Source organism: Enterobacter cloacae complex sp. P24RS (genome assembly GCF_014982165.1).
Lineage (GTDB): Bacteria > Pseudomonadota > Gammaproteobacteria > Enterobacterales > Enterobacteriaceae > Enterobacter > Enterobacter quasihormaechei.
In genome coordinates this window covers 1-22,089 of record NZ_JADCKU010000008.1, presented here as the reverse complement: position 1 = coordinate 22,089, position 22,089 = coordinate 1, and the positions used below count along the sequence as shown (strand labels likewise).

Genomic DNA, 22,089 nt, shown 5'->3' with positions numbered 1-22,089 from the left:
CCGTGGGAGAGGGTTGGGGTGAGGGCACCAGACCGCAGGAATTAACGCAGGCCCAGCTGGAAAATCAGCGTTTCAGCTTCGCAGGCGAACACGAAGTCGATATCCAGCTGCACGCCGCCGTCCACTTCCGTAAAGGTAGATTTGATTTCGCACGGATCGGATTCCACTTCGCGCGCGCGCTGGGTCAGCGCCGCCAGCGTTTCTTCCGCTTCAGCGCGATTGCTGAAGACGCGGCTGTAAGAGGCGGTGCAATCGGTGTTGTCCATGATGGTGCCAACATCCATACAGCAGCAAACCGGGGTTTCATCAGCACTGCATTTACTCATAGCTCAATTTCCTCTGTATTCGCGCAACGCGCGAGATAAACACGATGCGACTATTTTACGCCCCCGGACGAGCCCCCTCCAGCCGTTAATGGCGCAAAATCGGATAAGTGAGCAATATCACACTAAAAAATGATCTAAAACAAAATTCACCTTTTCAGATGATTCGCACTGGTCACAATTTTGCCAACCAGATCTCGTTTCAAGAAACATATCTGAAAATATTAATAAACAAACTTGCAACATCCCAGCTGGTCAGACCTATACTCTCGCCACTGGTCTGATTTGTAAGTCATACCTCAGACCCTACACTTCGCGCTCCTGTTACGGTATGTAACAATTATTGAATAAAAATAACTCAATGAGGTTATGGTCATGAGCCAGAAAACCCTGTTCAAACAAACTGCTTTAGCAGTTGCAGTGGCAATCGTCTCAACGTCCGCCTGGTCAGCGGGCTTCCAGTTAAACGAATTTTCTTCCTCTGGCCTTGGCCGTGCGTATTCCGGGGAAGGTGCGATTGCCGATGACGCAGGCAACGCAAGCCGTAACCCGGCGCTGATCATGATGTTCGATCGCCCTACCTTCTCTGCTGGTGCGGTTTACATCGATCCTGATGTCAACATTTCTGGCAAATCTCAGTTCACCGGCGCGGATCTGAAGGCGGATAACATTGCGCCAACGGCGTGGGTGCCTAACCTGCACTTTGTTGCCCCGATTAACGAACAGTTTGGTTGGGGGGCATCTGTTACCTCTAACTATGGCCTGGCGACGGAATTCAACAACGATTATCCGGCCGGGGAATACGGCGGTAAAACCGACCTGACCACCCTGAACCTCAACCTGAGCGGCGCCTATCGTCTGAACGATAGCTGGAGCTTCGGTCTGGGCTTCAATGCCGTTTACGCCGATGCAAAAATCGAGCGTTACACCGGCGAGCAAACCGCTGCGCTGCCGAAAAACAGCAACAAAATCGCCAGCCTGAAAGGTGATGAATGGGGCTACGGCTGGAACGCCGGGATCCTGTATGAACTGGATAAAAACAACCGCTGGGGTCTGACCTATCGCTCAGAAGTGAAAATCGATTTCGATGGCGATTACAAAAGCGGCATCCTGAGCCCAGTCAACGGTATGGTTCCGGGCGCAGGCACCACCATTCCATGGGGTACCTCGAATCAAACCGTACCGGGTTCACTGTCGCTGCACCTGCCTGAAATGTGGGAAGTGTCTGGTTACAACCGCGTTGCGCCGCAGTGGGCAATTCACTATAGCCTCGCGTATACCAGCTGGAGCCAGTTCCAGGAGCTGAAAGCCACCGGCAGCAACGGCCAGACGCTGTTCTATAAGGACGAGAGCTTCCACGACGCATACCGTCTGGCGCTCGGTACGACCTACTATATGGATGACAACTGGACGTTCCGTACCGGTATCGCGTTTGATGACAGCCCGGTCCCGGCTGATAAACGTTCTATCTCCATTCCGGATCAGGACCGCTTCTGGCTGAGTGCGGGTGCAACCTACGCATTTAACGAGAATGCGTCCATCGACGCGGGCGTCTCTTATATGCACGGTCAGAAAGTCACCTTCCAGGAAGGCCCTTACGAGTTTACCTCTGAAGGTAAAGCGTGGCTGTTCGGTACCAACTTTAACTACGCGTTCTAATCCCAACACGATTAAAAAAGGTGAGCATCGCTCACCTTTTTTATTTATTCCGAATCAATATCTTTTAATTCGTTCTCAATGGCTTTCGCGTTCGGATTATCTTCCGGCTTCAGCTTACCGCCGTTGGCAATAAAGTCGTGGTTCTGGAAATAGGCCTCACGCACCATGATGTACGGATCAGAAGACTGACGCAGCAGACCGTCAGAGTCCAGCAGTTGCGCACGTGTTTCAATCCCTTCCACGGTCCATTTACCAATCGACAGCGGCCAGGTGAGCCATGACAACACCGGATACAGCGTATCCACCATGTCGCCGCCATCGTCACGCACGGTGAAGCTGCCGTAGAACGGCAGATGCACATACGGACCATAACCTACGCCATAATGCCCCAGCGTACTGCCGAAACGGTGCGGCTGTTCACGCTGTAGTTTCGGGTTAGCCATGCCTGCGACATCAATTAAGCCGCCCATGCCCAGCAGGGAGTTCAGGAAGAAGCGGGTGAAATGCACCATCCCCTGATACGGGTCGCCCTGGAGGAAGTAGTTCACCATCACCGCTGGCTCTTCGAGGTTACTGGTAAAGTTGCTCAGGCCGTTTCGCGCTGGCTGCGGAACGTAGTCACGCCATGCCACGGCAACCGGACGAACCAGGTACGGATCCAGCACATTATAGTTAAAGCTGTACATTGAACGGTTAAATCCTTCGAGAGGATCGGAGCGTCCGGTTTGCTCGCCAGAGCTGGCGCAGCCCACAAGCATCGTCACGCCCAGCGCAAGCGCCGACAGCCGAAGTTTCATACATTTCTCCCTGTTCAATATGGCTATCGTTGAATGCCATCTGTAACGGAGCAGGTGACGCTCCGCCTGAAACGTGCAAGTGATTGTAACAGCACGCTTACCGATGTCTACGAGGACAATGACGACCCGCTCGCGTCATCACGCTAATTTCAGCATAGCCTGTCTTTAAGAATTCGTTTCGCCGGCAATTTTATATTGGCTTTGAAAGAGATGTCTCACCTTTATTGCCATTTTTTGCAATTTAAGAGCTTCCCCACGGGCAAGGCGCTAAAAGCCGCTACGCTTAAATGAGCGATAACCCCGAAGGAGCAGTTATGAAAGACATTAACGAAGAAAAAATTGGCGAGAACAATGAAGAACCTGAGATTGAGAGCGAGGAGAAAGACCGGGGCGAAGAGATAGAAGTCGATGAGGATCGCCTGCCGTCGCGCGCCATGGCGATTCATGAACATATTCGCCAGGATGGCGAAAAGGAGATGGAGCGTGACGCGATGGCCCTGCTGTGGTCAGCCATCGCAGCCGGTCTGTCGATGGGCGCATCGCTGCTTGCCAAAGGGATATTTCACGTGCAGCTGGAAGGCGTGCCGGGCGGGTTTATGCTCGAAAATTTAGGCTACACGTTCGGCTTTATCATCGTCATTATGGCGCGGCAGCAGCTTTTTACCGAGAACACCGTTACCGCCGTACTGCCGGTCATGCAAAACCCCACCCTCGGAAATTTTGGCTTACTGATGCGCCTGTGGAGCGTCGTGCTGCTGGGGAACCTCATCGGTACGGGCGTAGCCGCCTGGGCCTTCGAGTATATGCCCATATTTGATGAACCGACCCGTGACGCATTCGTGAAGATTGGGATGGCTGTGATGAAAAACACGCCGGTCGAAATGTTCTCTAATGCCATTATCTCCGGCTGGATCATCGCCACTATGGTCTGGATGTTCCCGTCAGCGGGCAGCGCGAAAATCGTCGTGATTATCCTGATGACCTGGCTTATCGCACTCGCGGATACCACGCACATCGTTGTCGGGACCGTAGAAATCCTTTATCTGGTGTTTAACGGCACCCTCCACTGGAGCGACTTTTTCTGGCCGTTCGCCCTGCCTACCCTCGCAGGCAACATTTGTGGCGGAACCTTTATCTTTGCGCTGCTGAGCCATGCGCAAATCCGTAACGACATGTCCAACAAGCGTAAGGCCGAGCTTAAGGCTCAGGAAAAAAAGGATAAAACAGCCGAAAAATCGGCGTGAACGGTGACTCTTTGACCAGTCAGGCGGCAATGCGCTTAACGAAAAGTGTAAATAACGTTATACTCTTGCCGCTTCGTCCCCTTAGTTAAATGGATATAACGAGCCCCTCCTAAGGGCTAGTTGCAGGTTCGATTCCTGCAGGGGACACTTCTGTTTTTCCTTATGCCCCCTTCCAAAGCTCCACGCAGTTCCGGCCACGCCGTTTCGCGCCGTATAAGGCTTCATCCGCAGCCTGAATCAGCCGTTCGTAATCAGGATGACCGTTAAACATCGCAGCGCCTATCGAGAGTGAGAGCGGGATAATCTCGCCGGTTGGGGAGTTAACCTTGATTTTTTCCACCCGTTTGCGAATGCGCTCGGCAATACGCAGCGTATCCACTTCCGAGATTTCCGTCAGCACAATCAGGAACTCATCCCCGCCGTAGCGAAAAACGTAATCGCAGGTTCGCACGTTGTCGTAGAACGCGCCGGAAACTTTTCGCAGGATCTCGTCCCCGGTATTGTGTCCCCAGGTATCATTGATTTGTTTAAATTTGTCGACATCAATCAGCAGCGTTGAGAGCATTGTCCCGGCCCGGGTGGCGTGCAGGATTTCGCGTTTGAAGATGGTTGGCAGGAAACGGCGGTTCAACAGACGAGTCAGGACATCCACCCCCACCTCGTGCCGCGAAACTTCATCAAATAGCTCGCGCAGCAGGGTGATGATTTGCGAGAGGGTATTCCGCATTCGCTGCAAGAATTTATCCCGGTGCACTTTATCATTCAGGTCCTGCCCTGACAGACGGACCTCGTTAAAAAGGTCATCAAATTCCTGAATCAGACGAGAGATATGCCCGGCCTCAGCGATCCCGCTGAAATAGTGGCGACCTTTATGGCTAAACCACAGTCCAAATTCAGACTGACCCAGCGGAAGACTGTTGCCGATACTGGAATTAAGGGTGATTTTATACAGCAGCACCATTTCCCATGACAGTAACGCCGCGGTCTGTCTTTCTTTCTCCTCTTCTGCGTTCTCCATTAAGGAAAAGATGCGATAATTCTCATCTTCCTTCGCCGCACTGTTCTCGCTAAAAACATAGGCACGCGACATCACTTCCATGGCCAGATCGATACTGTTTATCGCGTAATGATAAATATGCAGCTTCACCTCGGGCGTATGGGCGCTGGTAGTAATGACGGGTAACAGCAGCTTTTTCAGAACACGAAAGCCCATTTCGACCAAATCAACCGAAATACCAATACGGGCATGAACATCCGCAGCGCGCTGCTGCGCCCGCATCTGCTCTTCAACCTGCTCCACCCGGCATGAGAGCACATCAATAAGCCAGCGACGAAGCGCCTCCTGAAGCTGCCTTTCCACCTGTTCGGTCGTCAGGAATTCAGCCACCGAAGGGTCCGCCAGCACCACACGATAAAATTCAGCAACCAGCGGCGATGCGTTGTCCCTGGCAAGCTCAGTCGCAAGGCGATGCACGTCGGGATCGGTCTCATTAATCAGCTTCACCCACTCTTCTTTCACCGTTTGCAGGTAGGTTTCCATGATCTGCTCCTTAAGGAGTCATGCGGGAACGCAGATTTAACAATAGCAAAATCAACCCACTCCGCAATTGTCGCTTTTTTAAGCAAAAACGAGTGATAGCTCATATTGTATAACGGTGCTACATTATGCCGCCCACCCAAGTCAGCAATGGCCAGGCAACGTCGTAAAGAACGGTAAAGCCTGCAACCATGACCTCGTCCTACGGTCTTAATGGCACGTGGTATCGCGAAGTCTGCGCTACCTTCACAGGCTTTAAAAAGGTTCCACTATTTTGTCTCAATCCAAATTTCAGCGGGCGTTTCTGCATCCGCGCTACTGGTTTACATGGTTCGGCCTTGGCGTACTTTGGCTACTGGTCCAACTCCCTTATCCTGTGATTCGTTTTCTGGGTTCGAAGCTCGGCAGCGCATCGCGTCACTTCCTCAAACGTCGTGAGTCCATTGCACGTAAAAATCTCGAACTTTGCTTTCCGCATTACAATGCGCAGCAGCGCGAAACGCTGATTGCGGAAAATTTCAAATCTATCGGTATGGCGCTGCTTGAAACCGGTATGGCCTGGTTCTGGTCAGACGAACGCGTCCGTAAATGGTTCGACGTGGAAGGTCTGGATAACCTGAAACGTGCCCAGCTGCAAAAGCGCGGCGTGATGGTTGTTGGCGTACATTTTATGTCTCTTGAGCTGGGCGGCCGCGTTATGGGCCTCTGTCAGCCGATGATGGCAACCTATCGCCCGCATAACAGTGCGCTGATGGAATGGGTACAAACGCGGGGTCGCATGCGCTCCAACAAGGCGATGATCAGCCGTAACAATCTGCGCGGTATGGTGGGCGCCCTGAAAAAAGGTGAAGCCGTCTGGTTTGCCCCGGATCAGGATTACGGTCCTAAAGGCAGTAGCTTTGCCCCTTTCTTCGCGGTTAAAGATGTCGCTACGACAAACGGTACCTTTGTGATTTCACGTCTGTCAGGCGCCGCGATGTTAACGGTTACCATGGTCCGAAAAGCCGATAAGTCAGGCTATCGTCTGCACATTTCCCCAGAAATGGCGAACTATCCTGAAGACGAAAGTGAAGCCGCTACCTTTATCAATAAGGTGATTGAATTCGAGATTATGCGTGCACCCGAGCAGTATTTGTGGATGCACCGCCGCTTCAAAACCCGCCCACTGGGCGAAGCCTCACTCTATATCTGAACCCTTCCGAAGGTTAGTTTCGCTAAGAAACTAACCTTTTCAAACACCTGTCATCGCCGTGCGTAACGGTTTCGTTCAACCGTCGCTCAATACGCATTTATTGCGTACTGAAATCAAACTGTCGCCGTTCCACGACACTCGTAAGTATAGGAAATTATTTAAAAAAATGCCTCTTGTCACTCCTGAATTTTAGGCGTACATTAGCGCCGTCTGGCGACAGGAAAGCACAGAATTCAGGGCTGAAGTTAGCGACGGAACGGGATAAATCCGATTTCCCCTTTCGCATGATTTCAACTCTCTATACTCAGTTGGACTCTGTTTTTTTAATGCGTACCGGAAGATACGCGGAGCGATGAAACGTGAAATATTTCTTTATGGGCATTTCGGTTATTGTTTTAGTTTGGGCCGGAACGTTTGCTCTGATGATCTAGTTAAGAAAATGCAGTCAAAAAAACAGGCGCCGTTGGCGCCTGTTTTTTTGGTGTCCGTTAAGACTCAGCTTGTTCCGTAACGCTCTTCGCTGCGAGCAAACCATCCGCGCGGAACATGCTTTTGATCCCCCGCACTGCCTGACGGATACGGTCGCTGTTTTCGATCAGCGCGAAACGCACGTGCGTGTCACCGTAGTCACCAAAGCCAATGCCCGGAGAGACGCACACCTTCGCGTCCTGAAGCAGTTTTTTGGCAAATTCCAGCGATCCCATCGCCGCATATGGCTCGGGGATTTTCGCCCAGACGTACATGGAAGCTTTAGGCATTTCCACCATCCAGCCCGCTTCGTGAAGCCCTTTGACAAGCACATCACGGCGGCGTTTGTACTGGGCGGCAATATCAAGTACGCACTGCTGATCCCCTTCCAGCGCCGCGATGGCCGCGACCTGTAATGGCGTAAAGGTGCCATAGTCATGGTAGCTTTTAATACGTGCCAGGGCGCTCACCAGCGTTTTGTTCCCGACCATAAATCCAATTCGCCAGCCCGCCATGTTGTAGCTTTTCGAGAGCGTGAAAAACTCAACCGCCACATCACGGGCACCCGGTACCTGCATAATGGACGGCGCTTTCCAGCCATCATAAACGATATCGGCATAGGCGAGATCGTGTACCACCAGCACGTCGTAACGCTTAGCCAGTGCAACCACTTTCTCAAAGAATTCGAGTTCAACGCATTGTGCCGTTGGGTTAGACGGGAAGCCGAGGATCATCATTTTCGGCTTTGGATAGCTTTCACGAATCGCCCGTTCCAGCTCGTTAAAGAAGTCGACGCCTTCCACCAGCGGAACAGAACGAACCTGCGCGCCGGCAATCACCGCCCCATAAATATGAATAGGGTAGCTCGGGTTCGGCACCAGGACGGTATCGCCGTGATCCAGCGTCGCCAGCATCAGGTGGGCCAGCCCCTCTTTCGAGCCAATGGTCACGATCGCTTCACTTTCGGGATCGATATCCACCTGATAACGATCCTGATACCAGCGAGAGATCGCCCGACGTAACCGGGGAATGCCGCGTGAGGTCGAGTACCCGTGGGTATCAGGACGCTGGGCAACGGTGCAGAGTTTCTCAACGATATGCGGCGGCGTTGGGCCGTCAGGGTTACCCATACTGAAATCGATAATGTCTTCGCCGCGCCGACGCGCAGCCATTTTCAGTTCAGCAGTGATGTTGAAAACATAAGGGGGGAGACGATCGATACGCGTAAAACGGCGTTCAGGACTGAATTCAGCCATAGATTCCTCAGAGTCACGTTAGCGCCCGGACCGTCCGAGCGACGCTGCCACCCGTGTGGCGTGCTTAGAAAATAACCTGAAGAAAAAGACGCTGTCGAGAGGGTAATGACAAAATAATATTTTGCGCTAAAACGGGAATACTATAGCAGTCAAAAGCGGAACGCTTTTCGCGAACAGGCAGTTTTAAGCGCTACGATTTAACACGTTGTTATCAGTATCGTTACCGTACTTTTTACCTCAAACGGAAACGCACCAACTTTCAGTCAAAAGCAAGCAATCCCCTTTGAGAATTATGGTTTTTCCTCATTTGATAAATCTGACGGATAGCTGGTCATCAGGCCCCATGTTTTCTATCATAGATTTTTCCCGTTTTCCCAGGCCTGACCGTGCACGAAATCTTCAATATGCTCCTTGCGGTGTTCGACCGCGCGGCATTAATGCTGATCTGTCTCTTTTTTCTCATCCGCATTCGCTTGTTTCGCGAGCTTTTGCATAAATCAGCCCACTCGCCAAAAGAGCTGCTGGCCGTCACGTTTATCTTTTCGATGTTTGCCCTGTTCAGCACCTGGTCCGGCGTGCCGGTAGAAGGATCGCTGGTAAACGTGCGCATCATCGCCGTGATGTCAGGCGGGATCCTCTTTGGCCCCTGGGTCGGGATTATTACGGGCATTATCGCCGGGACCCACCGATACCTGATTGATATTGGCGGCGTGACGGCCGTCCCCTGCTTTATCACCAGCATTATTGCCGGGATACTCTCCGGCTGGATTAACCGCAAAATCCCGAAAAAGCAGCACTGGCGTGCGGGGATTATCGCAGGGATGATTTGCGAAACGCTGACCATGATTCTGGTCATCGTCTGGGCGCCCACCGTTGCGCTGGGGCTGGATATCGTCTCGAAGATCGGGATTCCGATGATCCTCGGGAGCGTCTGTATCGGTTTTATCGTGCTGCTGGTGCAAAGCGTGGAAGGTGAAAAAGAGGCCAGCGCCGCGCGTCAGGCCAAGCTGGCGCTGGATATTGCCAACAAAACGCTGCCGCTTTTCCGACACGTTAACGCCGACTCTTTACGTCAGGTTTGCGATATCATCCGCCGGGACATTCATGCGGATGCGGTCGCTATCACCAATATTAACCACGTGCTGGCTTACGTTGGCGTCGGTGAGCACAACTACCGCGACAGCGACGATACCATCAGCCCGACCACCAGACAGGCAATTAATTACGGAAAAATCATCATTAAAAATAATGATGAAGCCCACCGAACGCCAGAGATCCACTCGATGCTGGTGATCCCGCTGTGGGAAAAAGGGGTCGTTACGGGGACGCTGAAAATTTACTACTGTCACGCGCACCAAATCACCTCCTCGCTTCAGGAAATGGCGATTGGCCTGTCGCAAATTATCTCCACCCAACTTGAAGTGTCGCGTGCGGAGCAGCTGCGCGAGATGGCAAATAAGGCAGAACTCCGTGCCCTGCAAAGCAAGATCAATCCCCATTTTCTGTTTAACGCGCTGAATGCGATCTCCTCCTCCATCCGTCTTAATCCGGACACCGCGCGGCAGCTGATTTTTAATCTGTCACGCTATCTGCGCTACAACATTGAGCTAAAAGACGACGAGCAGATCGACATCAAAAAAGAGCTGTATCAAATTAAGGATTACATCGCGATCGAGCAGGCACGCTTTGGCGATAAGCTCACCGTCATTTACGATATTGATGAGGAGGTCAACTGCGTGATCCCAAGCCTGTTGATCCAGCCGCTGGTGGAAAATGCCATTGTTCACGGTATTCAGCCGTGTAAAGGCAAAGGCGTGGTCACGATTAGCGTGACGGAAAGCGGTAACCGCGTGCGCATCGCCGTGCGCGATACCGGACACGGCATCGATCCGAAAGTCATCGAGCGCGTCGAGGCAAATGAAATGCCGGGCAACAAGATCGGGCTGCTGAACGTGCACCACCGGGTCAAGCTGCTGTTCGGTGACGGGCTGCACATTCACCGTCTTGAGCCGGGCACCGAGATTGCATTTTATGTTCCGAATGAACGAACGCCCGTTAATGCCCCCATTTCCTTGTTGCCGTAGGCCGGAGTAACAGATGAAAGTCATCATTGTAGAAGATGAAATTCTGGCTCAGCAGGAGTTGAGCTGGCTTATCAAAACCCACAGCCAGATGGAGATTGTTGGCTGCTTTGAGGATGGTCTGGACGTGCTGAAATTTTTGCAGCATAACCGGGTCGACGCGATTTTTCTCGATATTAATATTCCGTCGCTGGACGGCGTCCTGCTGGCGCAAAATATCAATCAGTTCGCCCACAAGCCGTTTATTGTGTTTGTCACCGCGTGGAAAGAGCATGCCGTGGAAGCCTTCGAGCTCGAGGCGTTTGACTATATTCTCAAGCCGTACCAGGAGTCGCGTATTATCAGTATGCTGCATAAGCTGGAAGCCGCATGGCAGCAGCAGACGCTGCCCGCCAGCACCAGCCCGGCAGCGCGGGAAAACGACACCATTAACCTGGTGAAAGACGAACGGATCATCGTCACGCCTGTCGACGATATTTACTATGCCGAAGCGCATGAAAAAATGACGTTTGTCTATACGCGGCGTGAATCCTACGTCATGGCGATGAACATCACCGAATTTTGCAATAAACTCCCGGCCGCCCGCTTCTTCCGCTGCCACCGTTCGTTCTGCGTCAACCTGAACAAGATCCGCGAAATCGAGCCCTGGTTTAATAACACCTATATTTTGCGTCTGAAGGATCTGGATTTTCAGGTGCCGGTAAGCCGCAGCAGGGTGAAAGAGTTCCGCCAGCTCATGCACCTGTAGTGCGTTCCCTCTCCCGCAGGAGAGGGGGACAGGCGTCAGAGGATCTGGCCAAGCACCTGGCGCAGATGCGCACCGGAGCCAAGCAAGCCTGGGTTGTCGTGGACAATCAGGTAAACCGGAATGTCCTGCACGTAGCTCCTGAAGCGGCCTTTGTCTTCGAAGCCGCCGCGGAAGCCGGAGGCGGTAAAGAAATCGAGGAAGCGCGGCACGATCCCACCCGCAATATAGACCCCGCCAAAGGTGCCAAGATTCAGCGCCAGGTTGCCGCCGAAACGCCCCATAATGACGCAGAACAGCGACAGCGCACGGCGACAATCAGTACAGCTGTCGGCCAGCGCGCGTTCGGTCACGTCTTTAGGCCGCAGATTTTCCGGCAGACGGCCATCTGATTTCACAATCGCCCGATACAGGTTCACCAGTCCCGGGCCAGAAAGCACGCGCTCGGCCGACACGTGACCAATCTCGGCGCGTAGCTCCTCAAGAATAATGCCCTCTTCTTCGCTGTTCGGCGCAAAATCCACGTGACCGCCCTCGCCCGGCAGGCTCACCCAGCGTTTGTCGACGTGAACCAGGTGCGCCACCCCCAGACCGGTGCCCGCGCCGTAAACGGCAATCGGTTTACCTTCAACCGGGGCCGTACCGCCGAACTGAATCAGATGCTCTTGCTTAAGCATCGGAATAGCCATGGAAACCGCGGTGAAGTCGTTAATGATTTCAAGGTGCGAGAAGCCGAGGTTCTTCTGCATTTCGGCAATTGAGAAAGCCCAGGTGTGGTTGGTCATCGCGACCCAGTCGCCGGTGATCGGACAGGCGATGGCGATACAACCGTCCTCAACGCTCACTTTATGCTCTTCAAGATAGACGCGTACCACCGCTTCCAGGCTTGGGTAATCCAGCCCTGAATAGGTTTTCGCCTGAGAAATTTCACCGCTGTTCACATCGCACAGGGCAAGGCGAGCGTTGGTGCCGCCCACATCACCTACCAAAGCATACTTTGTCATTCTTCTACTGCTCCGCTAAAGTCAGAATAAATCTTTGGGACACTGTAAATTCAAGGCGTGATAACAACAACGACCAGAAGGTGACTGCCCATGGATTATCGATCTTCGTCACATAATAACTTTACCGTTTCAGCACCTTTTGCACTATTGCCACAATGCTGATTGTGCAAAGTAACGTTAAGCCGTTTTGTACAAGGAAATCATCATGCTCCATCCGCGAGCCAGAACCATGCTTTTATTGGCTGTCCCGGCGCTGATTATTGGCGTGGCGTCGAGCCTGGTGCTCATCGTCGTCATGAAGGTGGCATCGGTGCTGCAATCGTTGTTGTGGTCTGCGCTGCCCGTGAAGCTCGGCATCAGCATTGACTCGCCGGGTTGGATCATGATGATGCTGACCCTGACCGGGATTGCCGTAGGCCTGGTGATCCGCTTTAGCCCGGGACACGCCGGGCCGGATCCGGCGCTGGAACCACTGATTGGCGCGCCCGTTTCGCCTTCTGCCCTGCCGGGGCTTATCATCGCGCTGATTATCGGCCTCGCCGGCGGCGTGAGCCTCGGGCCTGAACATCCCATTATGGCGGTCAACATCGCGCTGGCGGTCTTCCTGGGGGCGCGTCTTTTCCCGCGCGTTGGCGCGCTGGACTGGACGATTCTGGCCTCCGCCGGCACCATCGGGGCGCTGTTTGGCACGCCGGTAGCCGCCGCGCTTATCTTTTCTCAAACCCTGAGCAGGGACAATGACGTGCCGCTGTGGGACAAACTCTTCGCGCCGCTGATGGCCGCCGCTGCGGGGGCGCTCACCACCAGCCTGTTTTTCCATCCTCATTTTTCGCTGCCCATCCCCCATTACGGTCAGATGCAGCTCGCCGATATTTTCAGCGGTGCCGTCGTCGTCGCGATAGCCATTGCGCTGGGGATGGTCGCGGTATGGTGTCTTCCGCGCCTGCATCGCCTGATGCACAGGCTGAAGCATCCGGTGCTGATTCTGGGTATGGGCGGCTTTATTCTGGGCGTTTTAGGCGCCATCGGCGGGACGGTTACGCTGTTTAAGGGGCTGGACGAGATGCAGCAACTGGCCTTCAGCCAGGTCTTTGGCGTTTCAGATTATCTGCTGTTCGCGCTGGTGAAACTGGCGGCGCTCGTGGTCGCTGCGGCCTGTGGTTTCCGGGGAGGGCGTATCTTCCCGGCGGTCTTTGTTGGGGTCGCGCTGGGGCTGATGCTGCATGAGCACGTCGACGCAGTCCCTGCGGCGATTACCGTCTCCTGCTCCATTCTGGGGCTGGTACTGGTGGTCACGCGCGATGCGTGGCTAAGCCTGTTTATGGCGGCCGTTGTCGTGCCGGATACCACGCTTCTGCCGCTGCTCTGTATCGTGATGTTGCCCGCCTGGCTCCTGCTGGCGGGCAAACCGATGCTGATGGCATGGCGAAACGACAGGTAATCAGGCGTTATTGCGCGCTTCCAGCGCTTTGGTCAGCGCGCTCAACAGCGGCGGAATATCGGCTTTCGGCAGCATCACCTCGATCAACGACAGCCGCTCGTGGTGTGCCACTTTATCCAGCACTTCCGCCAGCGCTTCCGCTTCGCTGACCTGCCAGCACTCTGCCTGAGGCGCCAGGCTCAGCGCCTGCGGGATCTGCGTCCAGTTCCAGAGGGCGATATCGTTATAGCGCTGCTCCGGCCCGTGGATAGCCCTCTCGACCGTGTACCCTTCGTTGTTAAGCACCAGAATAATCGGGCGCTGCTTGTCGCGCAGCATTGAGCCCAGCTCCTGAATGGTCAGCTGCGCGGCGCCGTCGCCCGTCAGGACAATCACGCGTCGGTCCGGACACGCCGTTTGTGCGCCAAAAGCCGCCGCCAGCGTGTAGCCAATCGAGCCCCACAGCGGCTGGACGATAAAGTTGACGTCTGCCGGTAAACGCAGATCGATAGCGCCAAAAGCAGATGTTCCCTGGTCAGCCAGAATAATATCGCCGGGACGAATAAACGCTTGCAGGGTACGCCAGAAGCTCTCCTGCGTCAGAGACCCTTCGATAGTGGGGAACGAAAAGCCGTTGTTATCTGATGACGTTCGCGTATCACGTACATGCGTTTTACACAGGGCCGTTAGCGTTTCAATCGCCTCTCTCATCGGGATGCCCGTAAACCAGACGTCACCGACGCGGGCAGCGTGGGGCTGAACCTCTATCGTCTGGGCTGGCGTCAGCTGATGGGTAAATCCGGCGGTGAGCGTATCGGTAAAACGCGTGCCAATGCACAGCACCGTATCGGCACCCTCGATCGCCTCTTTAACCTGTTCGGCGCTTGCCGACCCGCTATAGGTGCCATAAAAGCCGCTCTGGCGTTCATCAAAAATGCCCTTACCCATCAGCATCGTTGCGTGGGCCATTGGCACCTCTTTGACCCACTTCTGAACGGCGTCTCTCAGGCCGTGACGCAGCACAAGAAAATCCGCTAACAGCGCGGTGCGTTTGCTCATAGACAGACGCTTTTCGGCAGCCTCACGGAACGCCTGCAAACAGGCTGAATCAGCGGGTGCGGGATGCAGAGTGAGAGCGCTTACAGGAGGCGTAGCGGCTTTTTTCGCCACATCGGCAGGCAGCATCAGGTAGCCCGGACGGCGCTCCCGCAGCATGGTGGTAAGCACCCGGTCAATTTCATAGCAGGCGTTTTGTTCGGTGAGCACCGCCTGTGCGACGGTGATGGGTTCGCTCATATGATAGAAGTGGCGGAACTCGCCGTCGCCTAACGTATGGTGCAATAACTCTCCTCGTTGCTGTGCCGCCATACCCGGGGCCCCCACAATATGGAGTACGGGAACATGTTCGGCAAAGCTGCCCGCCACACCGTTCATGGCGCTTAATTCCCCAACGCCGAATGTCGTCAGCAGCGCGGCAAAGCCCTTACAGCGGGCATAGCCGTCAGCAGCGTAAGACGCGTTCAGTTCGTTGGCACAGCCCACCCAGCAGATGTCCGGGCTGTCTATCACATGGTCGAGAAATTGCAGGTTATAGTCGCCCGGCACGCCAAACAGATGATCGGCACCGCAATCTGTTAGTCGGTCCAGCAGGTAATCGGCGACGCAATAGGGGGTACGCATATTATAGGTGTCCTTCTGACGTTGACCTCACTCTGAGTATTAAATAAGCGTGAAGCCTGTCCAGAAATGGCGAGAAGTCGAGAATGGAAAGAATGCTTTACGAAAAAAGCTGAGCTATGCTCATTTTCTTCGGGTGAGTGTAAACGTATACACTGATTTTTCTTTTCAGCGCCAGAGGTCTCGCCAATGGGTTATCAACCTGACAAAAATCGTTATCAGACAATGCAGTATCGCCGCTGTGGACAAAGCGGCCTTAAGCTTCCCGCTATCTCGCTGGGGCTGTGGCATAATTTTGGCGACGCGACGTTGCTCGAAAACAGCCGTCAACTTTTACAGCGCGCGTTCGATTTGGGTATTACGCATTTTGACCTTGCCAATAATTACGGCCCGCCTCCCGGGTCGGCCGAACGTAATTTTGGTCGCATTTTGCAGGAGGATTTCCTGCCCTGGCGCGATGAGCTGATTATCTCCACCAAAGCGGGCTACACCATGTGGGACGGGCCTTACGGCGACTGGGGCTCGCGTAAATACCTGATCGCCAGCCTGGATCAAAGCCTCAGGCGTATGGGGCTGGAGTACGTTGATATTTTCTATCACCATCGTCCCGATCCCCAAACGCCGCTGCGTGAAACCATGAAAGCGCTTGACCACGTGGTGCGTCAGGGCAAGGCGCTGTACATTGGTCTGTCCAACTACCCGGCAGAACTGGCACGACAGGCGATTGAAATACTGGAGGATCTGGGCACGCCGTGTCTCATCCACCAGCCGAAGTACTCCATGTTTGAACGAGCGCCTGAAGCGGGTTTGCTGGAGGTATTGCAGCAAAAAGGGGTGGGATGCATCCCCTTCTCTCCGCTGGCGGGGGGACAGTTGACCGATCGCTATCTGAATGGCATCCCGGCGGATTCTCGCGCGGCAAGCGACAGTAAGTTCCTAAATCCGGAGCAAATCACCGACAATAAGCTGGAAAAAGTGCGTAAGCTGAATGCGCTGGCGCAAAGCCGGGGGCAAAAGCTGTCGCAAATGGCGCTGGCCTGGATACTGCGTCACGATGCGGTGACGTCAGTGCTCATCGGCGCAAGCAAAACCGGGCAAATTGATGATGCAGCAGGCATGCTTGAAAATTGTCATTTCTCCGCAGAAGAGCGGAAGACGATAGAAGCGATCCTGTCCAGTTCAGATTAACATTACTTTTAGCAAAAAGTGCTCTCCTTCATGATTTAGGAGTTGAGGCGATGAAACGAATGTTTACCAACTCGTAAAATTGCGTTAACAGGTCGCACAGCGGCCCCGATCGTGAAGGAGAAGAGTATGTTCAGGTCACTGATTCTTGCAGCGGTATTACTGGCTTCGGCCCCGCTGGTCGCCAACGCTGGCGAAATCACCCTGTTGCCATCGATAAAATTACAAATTGGCGATCGCGACAATTACGGTAACTACTGGGACGGCGGCGGCTGGCGCGACCGTGACTACTGGCACCGCCATTATGAGTGGCGTAAAAACCGCTGGTGGAAACACGATAACGGCTATCACCGTGGCTGGGATAAGCGTAAGGCCTACGAACGCGGCTACCGCGAAGGCTGGCACGATCGTGACGACCACCGCGGCGGCAGAGGCCATGGTAAAGGCAGGGGCCACGGTCACGGCCATCATCATTAACAGCAAAAAGGAGCCTCACGGCTCCTTTTTCTTTTACAGCCCTGCCGCCGTGCCTATTAACAACCAGAGGTTTAACGCCACCACCACGACCACAATGGCCCAGCCGGCGCGTTTCACCCATGTTGAATTTACCAGATCGCCCATCAGCGATTTGTTGCTGGTGAAGATCAGCAGCGGCACCAGCGCTAGCGCAATACCGAAACTCAGCAGCACCTGACTCATCACCAGAATGCGGGTCGGATCCAGCCCCATCAGAATGACAATAAAGGAAGGCAGCATCGTTACCGAGCGGCGAACCCACAGCGGAATGTGGAAACGTACAAACCCCTGCATCACCACCTGCCCGGCCAGCGTCCCCACAACCGTAGACGAGAGACCCGCAGCAACCAGGCTTAAACCGAAAATAGTGGCCGCGGCATGGCTCAGCAACGGCTCCAGCGTCAGGTAAGCCTGATCGAGATCGGCAACCCCGGTATGCCCGTTAAAGTGGAACGCGGCGGCGGCGGTCGCCATCATCGCCAGGTTCACAAATCCGGCAATGGTCATCGCGATCGCCACATCCCATTTCGAGGCGGAGTAACGCTCTTTGCTCGTTCCGCCGTGCAGATTCTGGGTTAAAGAAGAGTGCAGATAAATCACGTGCGGCATGATGGTCGCCCCCAGCACCCCGGCCGCGAGAAAAACGGCTTCAGAGGTGGGTAACGATGGGATCACCATCCCTTTCGTCAGCTGCACCAGATTCGGCTGGGAGAAAACCAGCTCAACAATATAGGCGGCAGCAACGAACAGCAGCAGGCCGCCGATGACTTTCTCCAGCGGTTTTTGTCCCCGCCGCTGGAGCATCAGAATAAGGAACGTGGCGATACCGGTCAGCACGGCGCCCTGTAGCAGTGAGACGCCCAGAATAAGCTTGAAGCCAATCGCCGCCCCGATAAACTCGGCGAGATCGGTGGCCATGGCAATAATTTCCGCCTGGACCCAGTAAAACCATACCGCCGGACGCGGATAGTGATCGCGGATTTGCTCCGCCAGGTTTTTCCCGGTGGCAATACCCAGCTTCGCGGAAAGCATCTGAATCAGCATCGCCATCAGGTTGGCCCAAACCACAACCCACAGCAGCTTATAGCCGAAACTGGCCCCGGCCTGAATATTGGTCGCAAAATTACCCGGATCGATGTAGCCAATCGCGGCAATGAATGCCGGTCCCATTAATGCGAACCGCAGCTTGCGTGCCGCTCTGCCGCTGCTACTCTCTACGCGACTATTCGTCATTTCTGCCTCTGGAAATATAGCCTTTGCTATGTTTTATGCTATCAAAATGAGAATGATTATCAAGTTCATTTGTAATGGATAACATGATTTCTCTGATAGCCAGGAACAATAGACAGGCAGGTGGAGCAAGGTCACAGAATGTGAAAATGCGCAGACATTTGTGAAGCGTAGCACACAAACTTAACTTTTCACTCATTTACCTAACATAACAAAAATGTATTGTTGATCACTATTTTTGAGACTCGTCACAGGATGTAACTATAGTGTGGGCTTGATCTCGTTTTCTTTGTGCTTGTTACATAGAATGTGCACGGAAATTAAACCTGCCTCATATTTGGAGCAAATATGGACCGCGTCCTTCATTTTGTCCTGGCACTCGTTGTCGTTACTGCACTCGCATTGCTGGTCAGCACAGACCGCAAAAATATTCGTATTCGCTATGTTGTCCAGCTGCTGGTCATTGAAGTTTTACTTGCGTGGTTCTTCCTGAACTCCAACGTAGGCCTCGGCTTCGTGAAAGGCTTCTCCGAAATGTTCGAAAAACTGCTCGGATTTGCCAATGAAGGGACAAACTTTGTCTTTGGCAACATGAACGATCAGGGTCTGGCCTTCTTCTTCCTGAAAGTGCTTTGCCCTATCGTCTTCATCTCTGCCCTGATCGGTATCCTCCAGCACATCCGTGTTCTGCCGGTGGTTATCCGTGCGATCGGCTTCCTGTTATCTAAAGTTAACGGCATGGGCAAGCTGGAGTCCTTTAACGCAGTCAGCTCGCTGATCCTCGGTCAGTCTGAGAACTTCATTGCGTATAAAGATATCCTCGGCAAGATGTCCCGGAACCGCATGTACACCATGGCGGCGACCGCAATGTCTACCGTTTCCATGTCTATCGTGGGCGCGTATATGACCATGCTGGAACCTAAATACGTGGTTGCGGCGCTGGTTCTGAACATGTTCAGCACCTTTATCGTGCTTTCGCTGATTAACCCGTACCGTGTGGATGCCAGCGAAGAGAACATTCAGATGTCAAACCTGCACGAGGGACAGAGCTTCTTCGAAATGCTGGGTGAATACATTCTGGCTGGTTTCAAGGTTGCGGTTATCGTTGCCGCGATGCTGATTGGCTTTATCGCGCTGATCGCTGCGCTGAACGCCCTGTTTGCGGCCGTACTGGGTATCTCCTTCCAGGGCATTCTGGGCTATATCTTCTACCCGGTTGCCTGGGTGATGGGTGTACCTGCTCACGAAGCGTTGCAGGTGGGCAGCATCATGGCAACGAAACTGGTATCCAACGAATTCGTGGCGATGATGGATCTCCAGAAGATTGCCAGCACGCTTTCCCCGCGCGCGGAAGGGATCCTGTCCGTCTTCCTGGTCTCCTTCGCGAACTTCTCTTCCATCGGTATCATCGCTGGCGCGATTAAAGGCCTGAACGAAGAGCAGGGTAACGTGGTGTCTCGCTTTGGCCTGAAGCTGGTTTACGGTTCAACGCTGGTGAGCGTCCTGTCTGCCTCTATCGCAGCACTGGTCCTCTAATTCATACCGCTGAACGAAAACCGGGAGCCATCGCTCCCGGTTTTTTTATGCTTCCAGCGCCGTCAGAGGCTGTGGCTTGCCAATCAAATAGCCCTGCAAATAATCTACGCCAAATCGCAGCAACATTTCGCGTTGTTCAGCCGTTTCCACATATTCAGCCACCACACACAGCGATTTCGTTTTTGCCATGTTGCAAATGGACTGCACGATCATCGCATCCATGCTGTCGGTGCAGATATCTTTCACGAAGCTGCCATCGATCTTAATGATATCGGCCTCCAGCCGCTTCAGGCGCTCAAAGTTGGCATAGCCGGTACCAAAGTCGTCTATGGCAATACGGAAGCCGTAATCACGCAGCTGCTGGATATTTTTGATGCTGCTTCCCGAGTCAGAGAAAGCCTGTTCCTCGGTGATCTCAATGATGATATCTTGCGGCGCAATAGCGTAGCGTTCAAAAAGGGCAATGATCTCAGCCGCAATCTCATTTTGCATCAGCGTCAGCGGCATCAGATTGACGGAGAAGCGCGTTCCTGCACGTCCGGACGGATGGCTGCGCATCCACATCAGCAATTTTTCCAGTACGTTCAGGTCAAACCGGTGGCTCAGGTTGAACTGAGCAATCAGCGGAATAAAGCGGTCAGGGGTGATGATCTCGCCATCGCTTTCCAGCCTGGAGAGGATTTCAAAGTACCCTTCCCCGCGCGCATTGTGGATTGGCTGGGCGTAAAGGTGAAGACCGCCGATATCCAGGGCGCGTTTTATGCGGGCCAGCATTAGCACCCTGTCCGTCGTCTGACCAGAGACATCATCCAGACTGTTGGTTAACGCCAGAACGTTATGCCCGCCACAGGACTGCTCGGACAGCCAGCTCAGCTGACCCAGCGTGTGGTGCAGGCTTTCCCCATCCGGCACTTCCCCCCAGGAGGCACCAAACTCAATGTCGAGCTCGGTCTTGTTCCAGGTGATCTTACGGCTGTTCAGTTGGTCAACCATATATTGCAGGCGCTCAGCCGTGCCCGGCCCCAGCAAAACCACCACCAGCTCGCTGCCCGGCAGCTGGAAGAGCTTCTCGTCTTTTTGCAATAGCGGTTGCAGCGACGCGGTGATCATCTTTTTACAGTGCACGCGCATGAGGATGCCGTAGTGACGGCTCAGGAATTCCAGATTATCCAGGCGCAGGCAGCAGACTTTAGCCTCAGGATGGTGCTGAAGAAAAACTTCCAGCGCACGAATGTTAGGCAGACCGGTGAGCGGATCGGTAAGCGCCCTCTCCTGCCATCCCTGTTTCAGCCATTCACTTTTCTGGAAGATCCGTGACATGTAAAGCAGGCAGATGGCGAAAGAGATGAGCACCGACAGGATAAAGGAAAGTGAGTGACCCGATTCAACGCCATTGAGAAAATTATAATTGTAGGTCAACAGCATGAGCGCCGAAGCCGCCCAGAGCAAAGAGATGAGCGAATAGCTCAGACGACCAATCCCCAGGGTAAAAAGAATAAAAACGATTGGCATCAAATAACCAGCTATAAACTGTGACTCGAAAGGCGCGCACAAAATAGCGATCATCGAGACCAACAGCATCAGCCACACAACGATAAATAATGCTTTTTTGTGACAAAAGAGAGGCTTCACGCTTCGCCGCCAGAATGTTCGGGCATACCGGGGATTAATTATCATTCTTAACGGGTAATAGAACATCATGGTGAAAATCAGGGCGGCACAAATCAGGCTTTGAATATCGATAACGTTATAAATTGCAGAGCCTTCGCCGAAATAGGAGGAGATTGTCACCGGGAAATCAAATAAATATCCAGCCAGATACATCGATAATTTGATGCCTACAGGAACCATAAATCCGAGCCAGAAAATACGTATACCGATGTACTTATTCGGCATGCTGTGTCGCCAGCGCTTGCCCAGCATCAGACGGATGACGCCACAGGCCGCAAAGACGGCAAACGTCTGACAAAGTAATAACACGGAAGATTGTAGCAATGATAAATCAAAGTAATAAATGTTAGTGACACTGAAACTAATCAGTAAAGGAATGATTGCCCGACGTCCAAATAACAACACGATGGCGAGCATAGCGCTTAAGGGCAACCACGCTAAATAAACATCATTTTCGTTGACGATAGCGCGCGGGGAGATATAACGGGAAAAGGGGATCGCAATCAGGCTTAGCGCCAGGGCAATATATGGTTGACCAACTGAACAGC

At 53.4% G+C, this 22,089-nt stretch carries 18 protein-coding genes and 1 tRNA gene; 11 read left to right on the top strand and 8 right to left on the bottom strand.

Annotated elements, in window-relative coordinates; genetic code table 11:
• Positions 1 to 41 precede the first annotated feature (41 nt).
• Positions 42 to 326, bottom strand: coding sequence for a YfcZ/YiiS family protein (locus INF58_RS10425; RefSeq protein WP_063868147.1), 285 nt, complete (start codon positions 324 to 326; stop codon positions 42 to 44).
• 372 nt (positions 327 to 698) lie between these two features.
• Here INF58_RS10425 and fadL point away from each other — a divergent pair, with 372 nt between their 5' ends.
• The gene (fadL, locus tag INF58_RS10420) at positions 699 to 1,982 is read left to right on the top strand and encodes a long-chain fatty acid transporter FadL (protein ID WP_063868145.1); all 1,284 of its coding nucleotides are present in this window, start codon (positions 699 to 701) and stop codon (positions 1,980 to 1,982) included.
• Between the two features lie 44 nt (positions 1,983 to 2,026).
• Here fadL and mlaA read toward each other — a convergent pair whose 3' ends face one another.
• Positions 2,027 to 2,779, bottom strand: a complete 753-nt coding sequence (gene mlaA / locus INF58_RS10415) for a phospholipid-binding lipoprotein MlaA (RefSeq protein WP_003861365.1) — start codon at positions 2,777 to 2,779, stop codon at positions 2,027 to 2,029.
• 314 nt (positions 2,780 to 3,093) lie between these two features.
• Here mlaA and INF58_RS10410 point away from each other — a divergent pair, with 314 nt between their 5' ends.
• Together INF58_RS10410 and INF58_RS10405 are read left to right on the top strand one after the other, a co-directional pair.
• Positions 3,094 to 4,023 (top strand): formate/nitrite transporter family protein, encoded by a 930-nt coding sequence (locus INF58_RS10410; protein WP_193527644.1) that lies wholly within the window; start codon positions 3,094 to 3,096, stop codon positions 4,021 to 4,023.
• A gap of 75 nt (positions 4,024 to 4,098) precedes the next feature.
• Positions 4,099 to 4,170 (top strand) — tRNA-Arg (locus INF58_RS10405).
• Between the two features lie 13 nt (positions 4,171 to 4,183).
• On the opposite strand, the gene INF58_RS10400 is transcribed toward INF58_RS10405, so the two are convergent.
• On the bottom strand, positions 4,184 to 5,563 hold the full coding sequence (locus INF58_RS10400; protein WP_193527643.1) for a diguanylate cyclase: 1,380 nt from the start codon (positions 5,561 to 5,563) through the stop codon (positions 4,184 to 4,186).
• 268 nt (positions 5,564 to 5,831) lie between these two features.
• Here INF58_RS10400 and lpxP point away from each other — a divergent pair, with 268 nt between their 5' ends.
• The gene (gene lpxP / locus INF58_RS10395) at positions 5,832 to 6,752 is read left to right on the top strand and encodes a kdo(2)-lipid IV(A) palmitoleoyltransferase (RefSeq protein WP_167349523.1); all 921 of its coding nucleotides are present in this window, start codon (positions 5,832 to 5,834) and stop codon (positions 6,750 to 6,752) included.
• 359 nt (positions 6,753 to 7,111) lie between these two features.
• Positions 7,112 to 7,183, top strand: coding sequence for a membrane protein YpdK (ypdK, locus tag INF58_RS21100; RefSeq protein ID WP_099458937.1), 72 nt, complete (start codon positions 7,112 to 7,114; stop codon positions 7,181 to 7,183).
• A gap of 57 nt (positions 7,184 to 7,240) precedes the next feature.
• On the opposite strand, the gene alaC is transcribed toward ypdK, so the two are convergent.
• Positions 7,241 to 8,476, bottom strand: a complete 1,236-nt coding sequence (alaC, locus tag INF58_RS10385; protein ID WP_107533444.1) for an alanine transaminase — start codon at positions 8,474 to 8,476, stop codon at positions 7,241 to 7,243.
• Positions 8,477 to 8,862: 386 nt separating this feature from the next.
• Between alaC and INF58_RS10380 the strand changes: the two genes are divergently transcribed.
• Together INF58_RS10380 and INF58_RS10375 are read left to right on the top strand one after the other, a co-directional pair.
• On the top strand, positions 8,863 to 10,560 hold the full coding sequence (locus tag INF58_RS10380; RefSeq protein WP_193527642.1) for a sensor histidine kinase: 1,698 nt from the start codon (positions 8,863 to 8,865) through the stop codon (positions 10,558 to 10,560).
• 13 nt (positions 10,561 to 10,573) lie between these two features.
• Complete coding sequence (locus INF58_RS10375) at positions 10,574 to 11,305, top strand: LytTR family DNA-binding domain-containing protein (protein ID WP_063450438.1); 732 nt, start codon at positions 10,574 to 10,576, stop codon at positions 11,303 to 11,305.
• A 35-nt stretch (positions 11,306 to 11,340) separates the two neighbouring features.
• Here INF58_RS10375 and glk read toward each other — a convergent pair whose 3' ends face one another.
• Entirely contained in the window at positions 11,341 to 12,306 is a 966-nt protein-coding gene (gene glk / locus INF58_RS10370) for a glucokinase (protein WP_063868132.1), read from the bottom strand.
• A 205-nt stretch (positions 12,307 to 12,511) separates the two neighbouring features.
• On the opposite strand from glk, the gene INF58_RS10365 reads away from it, so the two are divergent.
• On the top strand, positions 12,512 to 13,747 hold the full coding sequence (locus INF58_RS10365) for an ion channel protein (RefSeq protein ID WP_193527641.1): 1,236 nt from the start codon (positions 12,512 to 12,514) through the stop codon (positions 13,745 to 13,747).
• Here INF58_RS10365 and ipdC read toward each other — a convergent pair whose 3' ends face one another.
• On the bottom strand, positions 13,748 to 15,406 hold the full coding sequence (gene ipdC, locus INF58_RS10360; protein WP_193527640.1) for an indolepyruvate decarboxylase: 1,659 nt from the start codon (positions 15,404 to 15,406) through the stop codon (positions 13,748 to 13,750).
• A gap of 186 nt (positions 15,407 to 15,592) precedes the next feature.
• On the opposite strand from ipdC, the gene mgrA reads away from it, so the two are divergent.
• Both mgrA and ypeC read left to right on the top strand, forming a co-directional pair.
• Positions 15,593 to 16,591 (top strand): L-glyceraldehyde 3-phosphate reductase, encoded by a 999-nt coding sequence (mgrA, locus tag INF58_RS10355; protein WP_193527639.1) that lies wholly within the window; start codon positions 15,593 to 15,595, stop codon positions 16,589 to 16,591.
• Positions 16,592 to 16,717: 126 nt separating this feature from the next.
• The gene (gene ypeC, locus INF58_RS10350) at positions 16,718 to 17,065 is read left to right on the top strand and encodes a DUF2502 domain-containing protein YpeC (protein ID WP_063450443.1); all 348 of its coding nucleotides are present in this window, start codon (positions 16,718 to 16,720) and stop codon (positions 17,063 to 17,065) included.
• A 33-nt stretch (positions 17,066 to 17,098) separates the two neighbouring features.
• Here ypeC and INF58_RS10345 read toward each other — a convergent pair whose 3' ends face one another.
• Positions 17,099 to 18,337, bottom strand: coding sequence for an Nramp family divalent metal transporter (locus INF58_RS10345; protein ID WP_064910292.1), 1,239 nt, complete (start codon positions 18,335 to 18,337; stop codon positions 17,099 to 17,101).
• Between the two features lie 345 nt (positions 18,338 to 18,682).
• Between INF58_RS10345 and nupC the strand changes: the two genes are divergently transcribed.
• On the top strand, positions 18,683 to 19,870 hold the full coding sequence (gene nupC, locus INF58_RS10340; RefSeq protein WP_063450445.1) for a nucleoside permease NupC: 1,188 nt from the start codon (positions 18,683 to 18,685) through the stop codon (positions 19,868 to 19,870).
• Between the two features lie 45 nt (positions 19,871 to 19,915).
• Here nupC and INF58_RS10335 read toward each other — a convergent pair whose 3' ends face one another.
• Positions 19,916 to 22,066 (bottom strand): EAL domain-containing protein, encoded by a 2,151-nt coding sequence (locus INF58_RS10335; RefSeq protein WP_193527693.1) that lies wholly within the window; start codon positions 22,064 to 22,066, stop codon positions 19,916 to 19,918.
• Between the last annotated feature and the right edge of the window lie 23 nt (positions 22,067 to 22,089).

Excerpts from the sequence above, each read along its gene's own strand:
- INF58_RS10425 (WP_063868147.1), bottom strand. The coding sequence starts at position 326 with ATGAGTAAATGCAGTGCTGATGAAACCCCGGTTTGCTGCTGTATGGAT.
- fadL (WP_063868145.1), top strand. The coding sequence starts at position 699 with ATGAGCCAGAAAACCCTGTTCAAACAAACTGCTTTAGCAGTTGCAGTG.
- mlaA (WP_003861365.1), bottom strand. The coding sequence starts at position 2,779 with ATGAAACTTCGGCTGTCGGCGCTTGCGCTGGGCGTGACGATGCTTGTG.
- INF58_RS10410 (WP_193527644.1), top strand. The coding sequence starts at position 3,094 with ATGAAAGACATTAACGAAGAAAAAATTGGCGAGAACAATGAAGAACCT.
- INF58_RS10400 (WP_193527643.1), bottom strand. The coding sequence starts at position 5,563 with ATGGAAACCTACCTGCAAACGGTGAAAGAAGAGTGGGTGAAGCTGATT.
- alaC (WP_107533444.1), bottom strand. The coding sequence starts at position 8,476 with ATGGCTGAATTCAGTCCTGAACGCCGTTTTACGCGTATCGATCGTCTC.
- INF58_RS10375 (WP_063450438.1), top strand. The coding sequence starts at position 10,574 with ATGAAAGTCATCATTGTAGAAGATGAAATTCTGGCTCAGCAGGAGTTG.
- glk (WP_063868132.1), bottom strand. The coding sequence starts at position 12,306 with ATGACAAAGTATGCTTTGGTAGGTGATGTGGGCGGCACCAACGCTCGC.
- INF58_RS10365 (WP_193527641.1), top strand. The coding sequence starts at position 12,512 with ATGCTCCATCCGCGAGCCAGAACCATGCTTTTATTGGCTGTCCCGGCG.
- ipdC (WP_193527640.1), bottom strand. The coding sequence starts at position 15,406 with ATGCGTACCCCCTATTGCGTCGCCGATTACCTGCTGGACCGACTAACA.
- mgrA (WP_193527639.1), top strand. The coding sequence starts at position 15,593 with ATGGGTTATCAACCTGACAAAAATCGTTATCAGACAATGCAGTATCGC.
- ypeC (WP_063450443.1), top strand. The coding sequence starts at position 16,718 with ATGTTCAGGTCACTGATTCTTGCAGCGGTATTACTGGCTTCGGCCCCG.
- INF58_RS10345 (WP_064910292.1), bottom strand. The coding sequence starts at position 18,337 with ATGACGAATAGTCGCGTAGAGAGTAGCAGCGGCAGAGCGGCACGCAAG.
- nupC (WP_063450445.1), top strand. The coding sequence starts at position 18,683 with ATGGACCGCGTCCTTCATTTTGTCCTGGCACTCGTTGTCGTTACTGCA.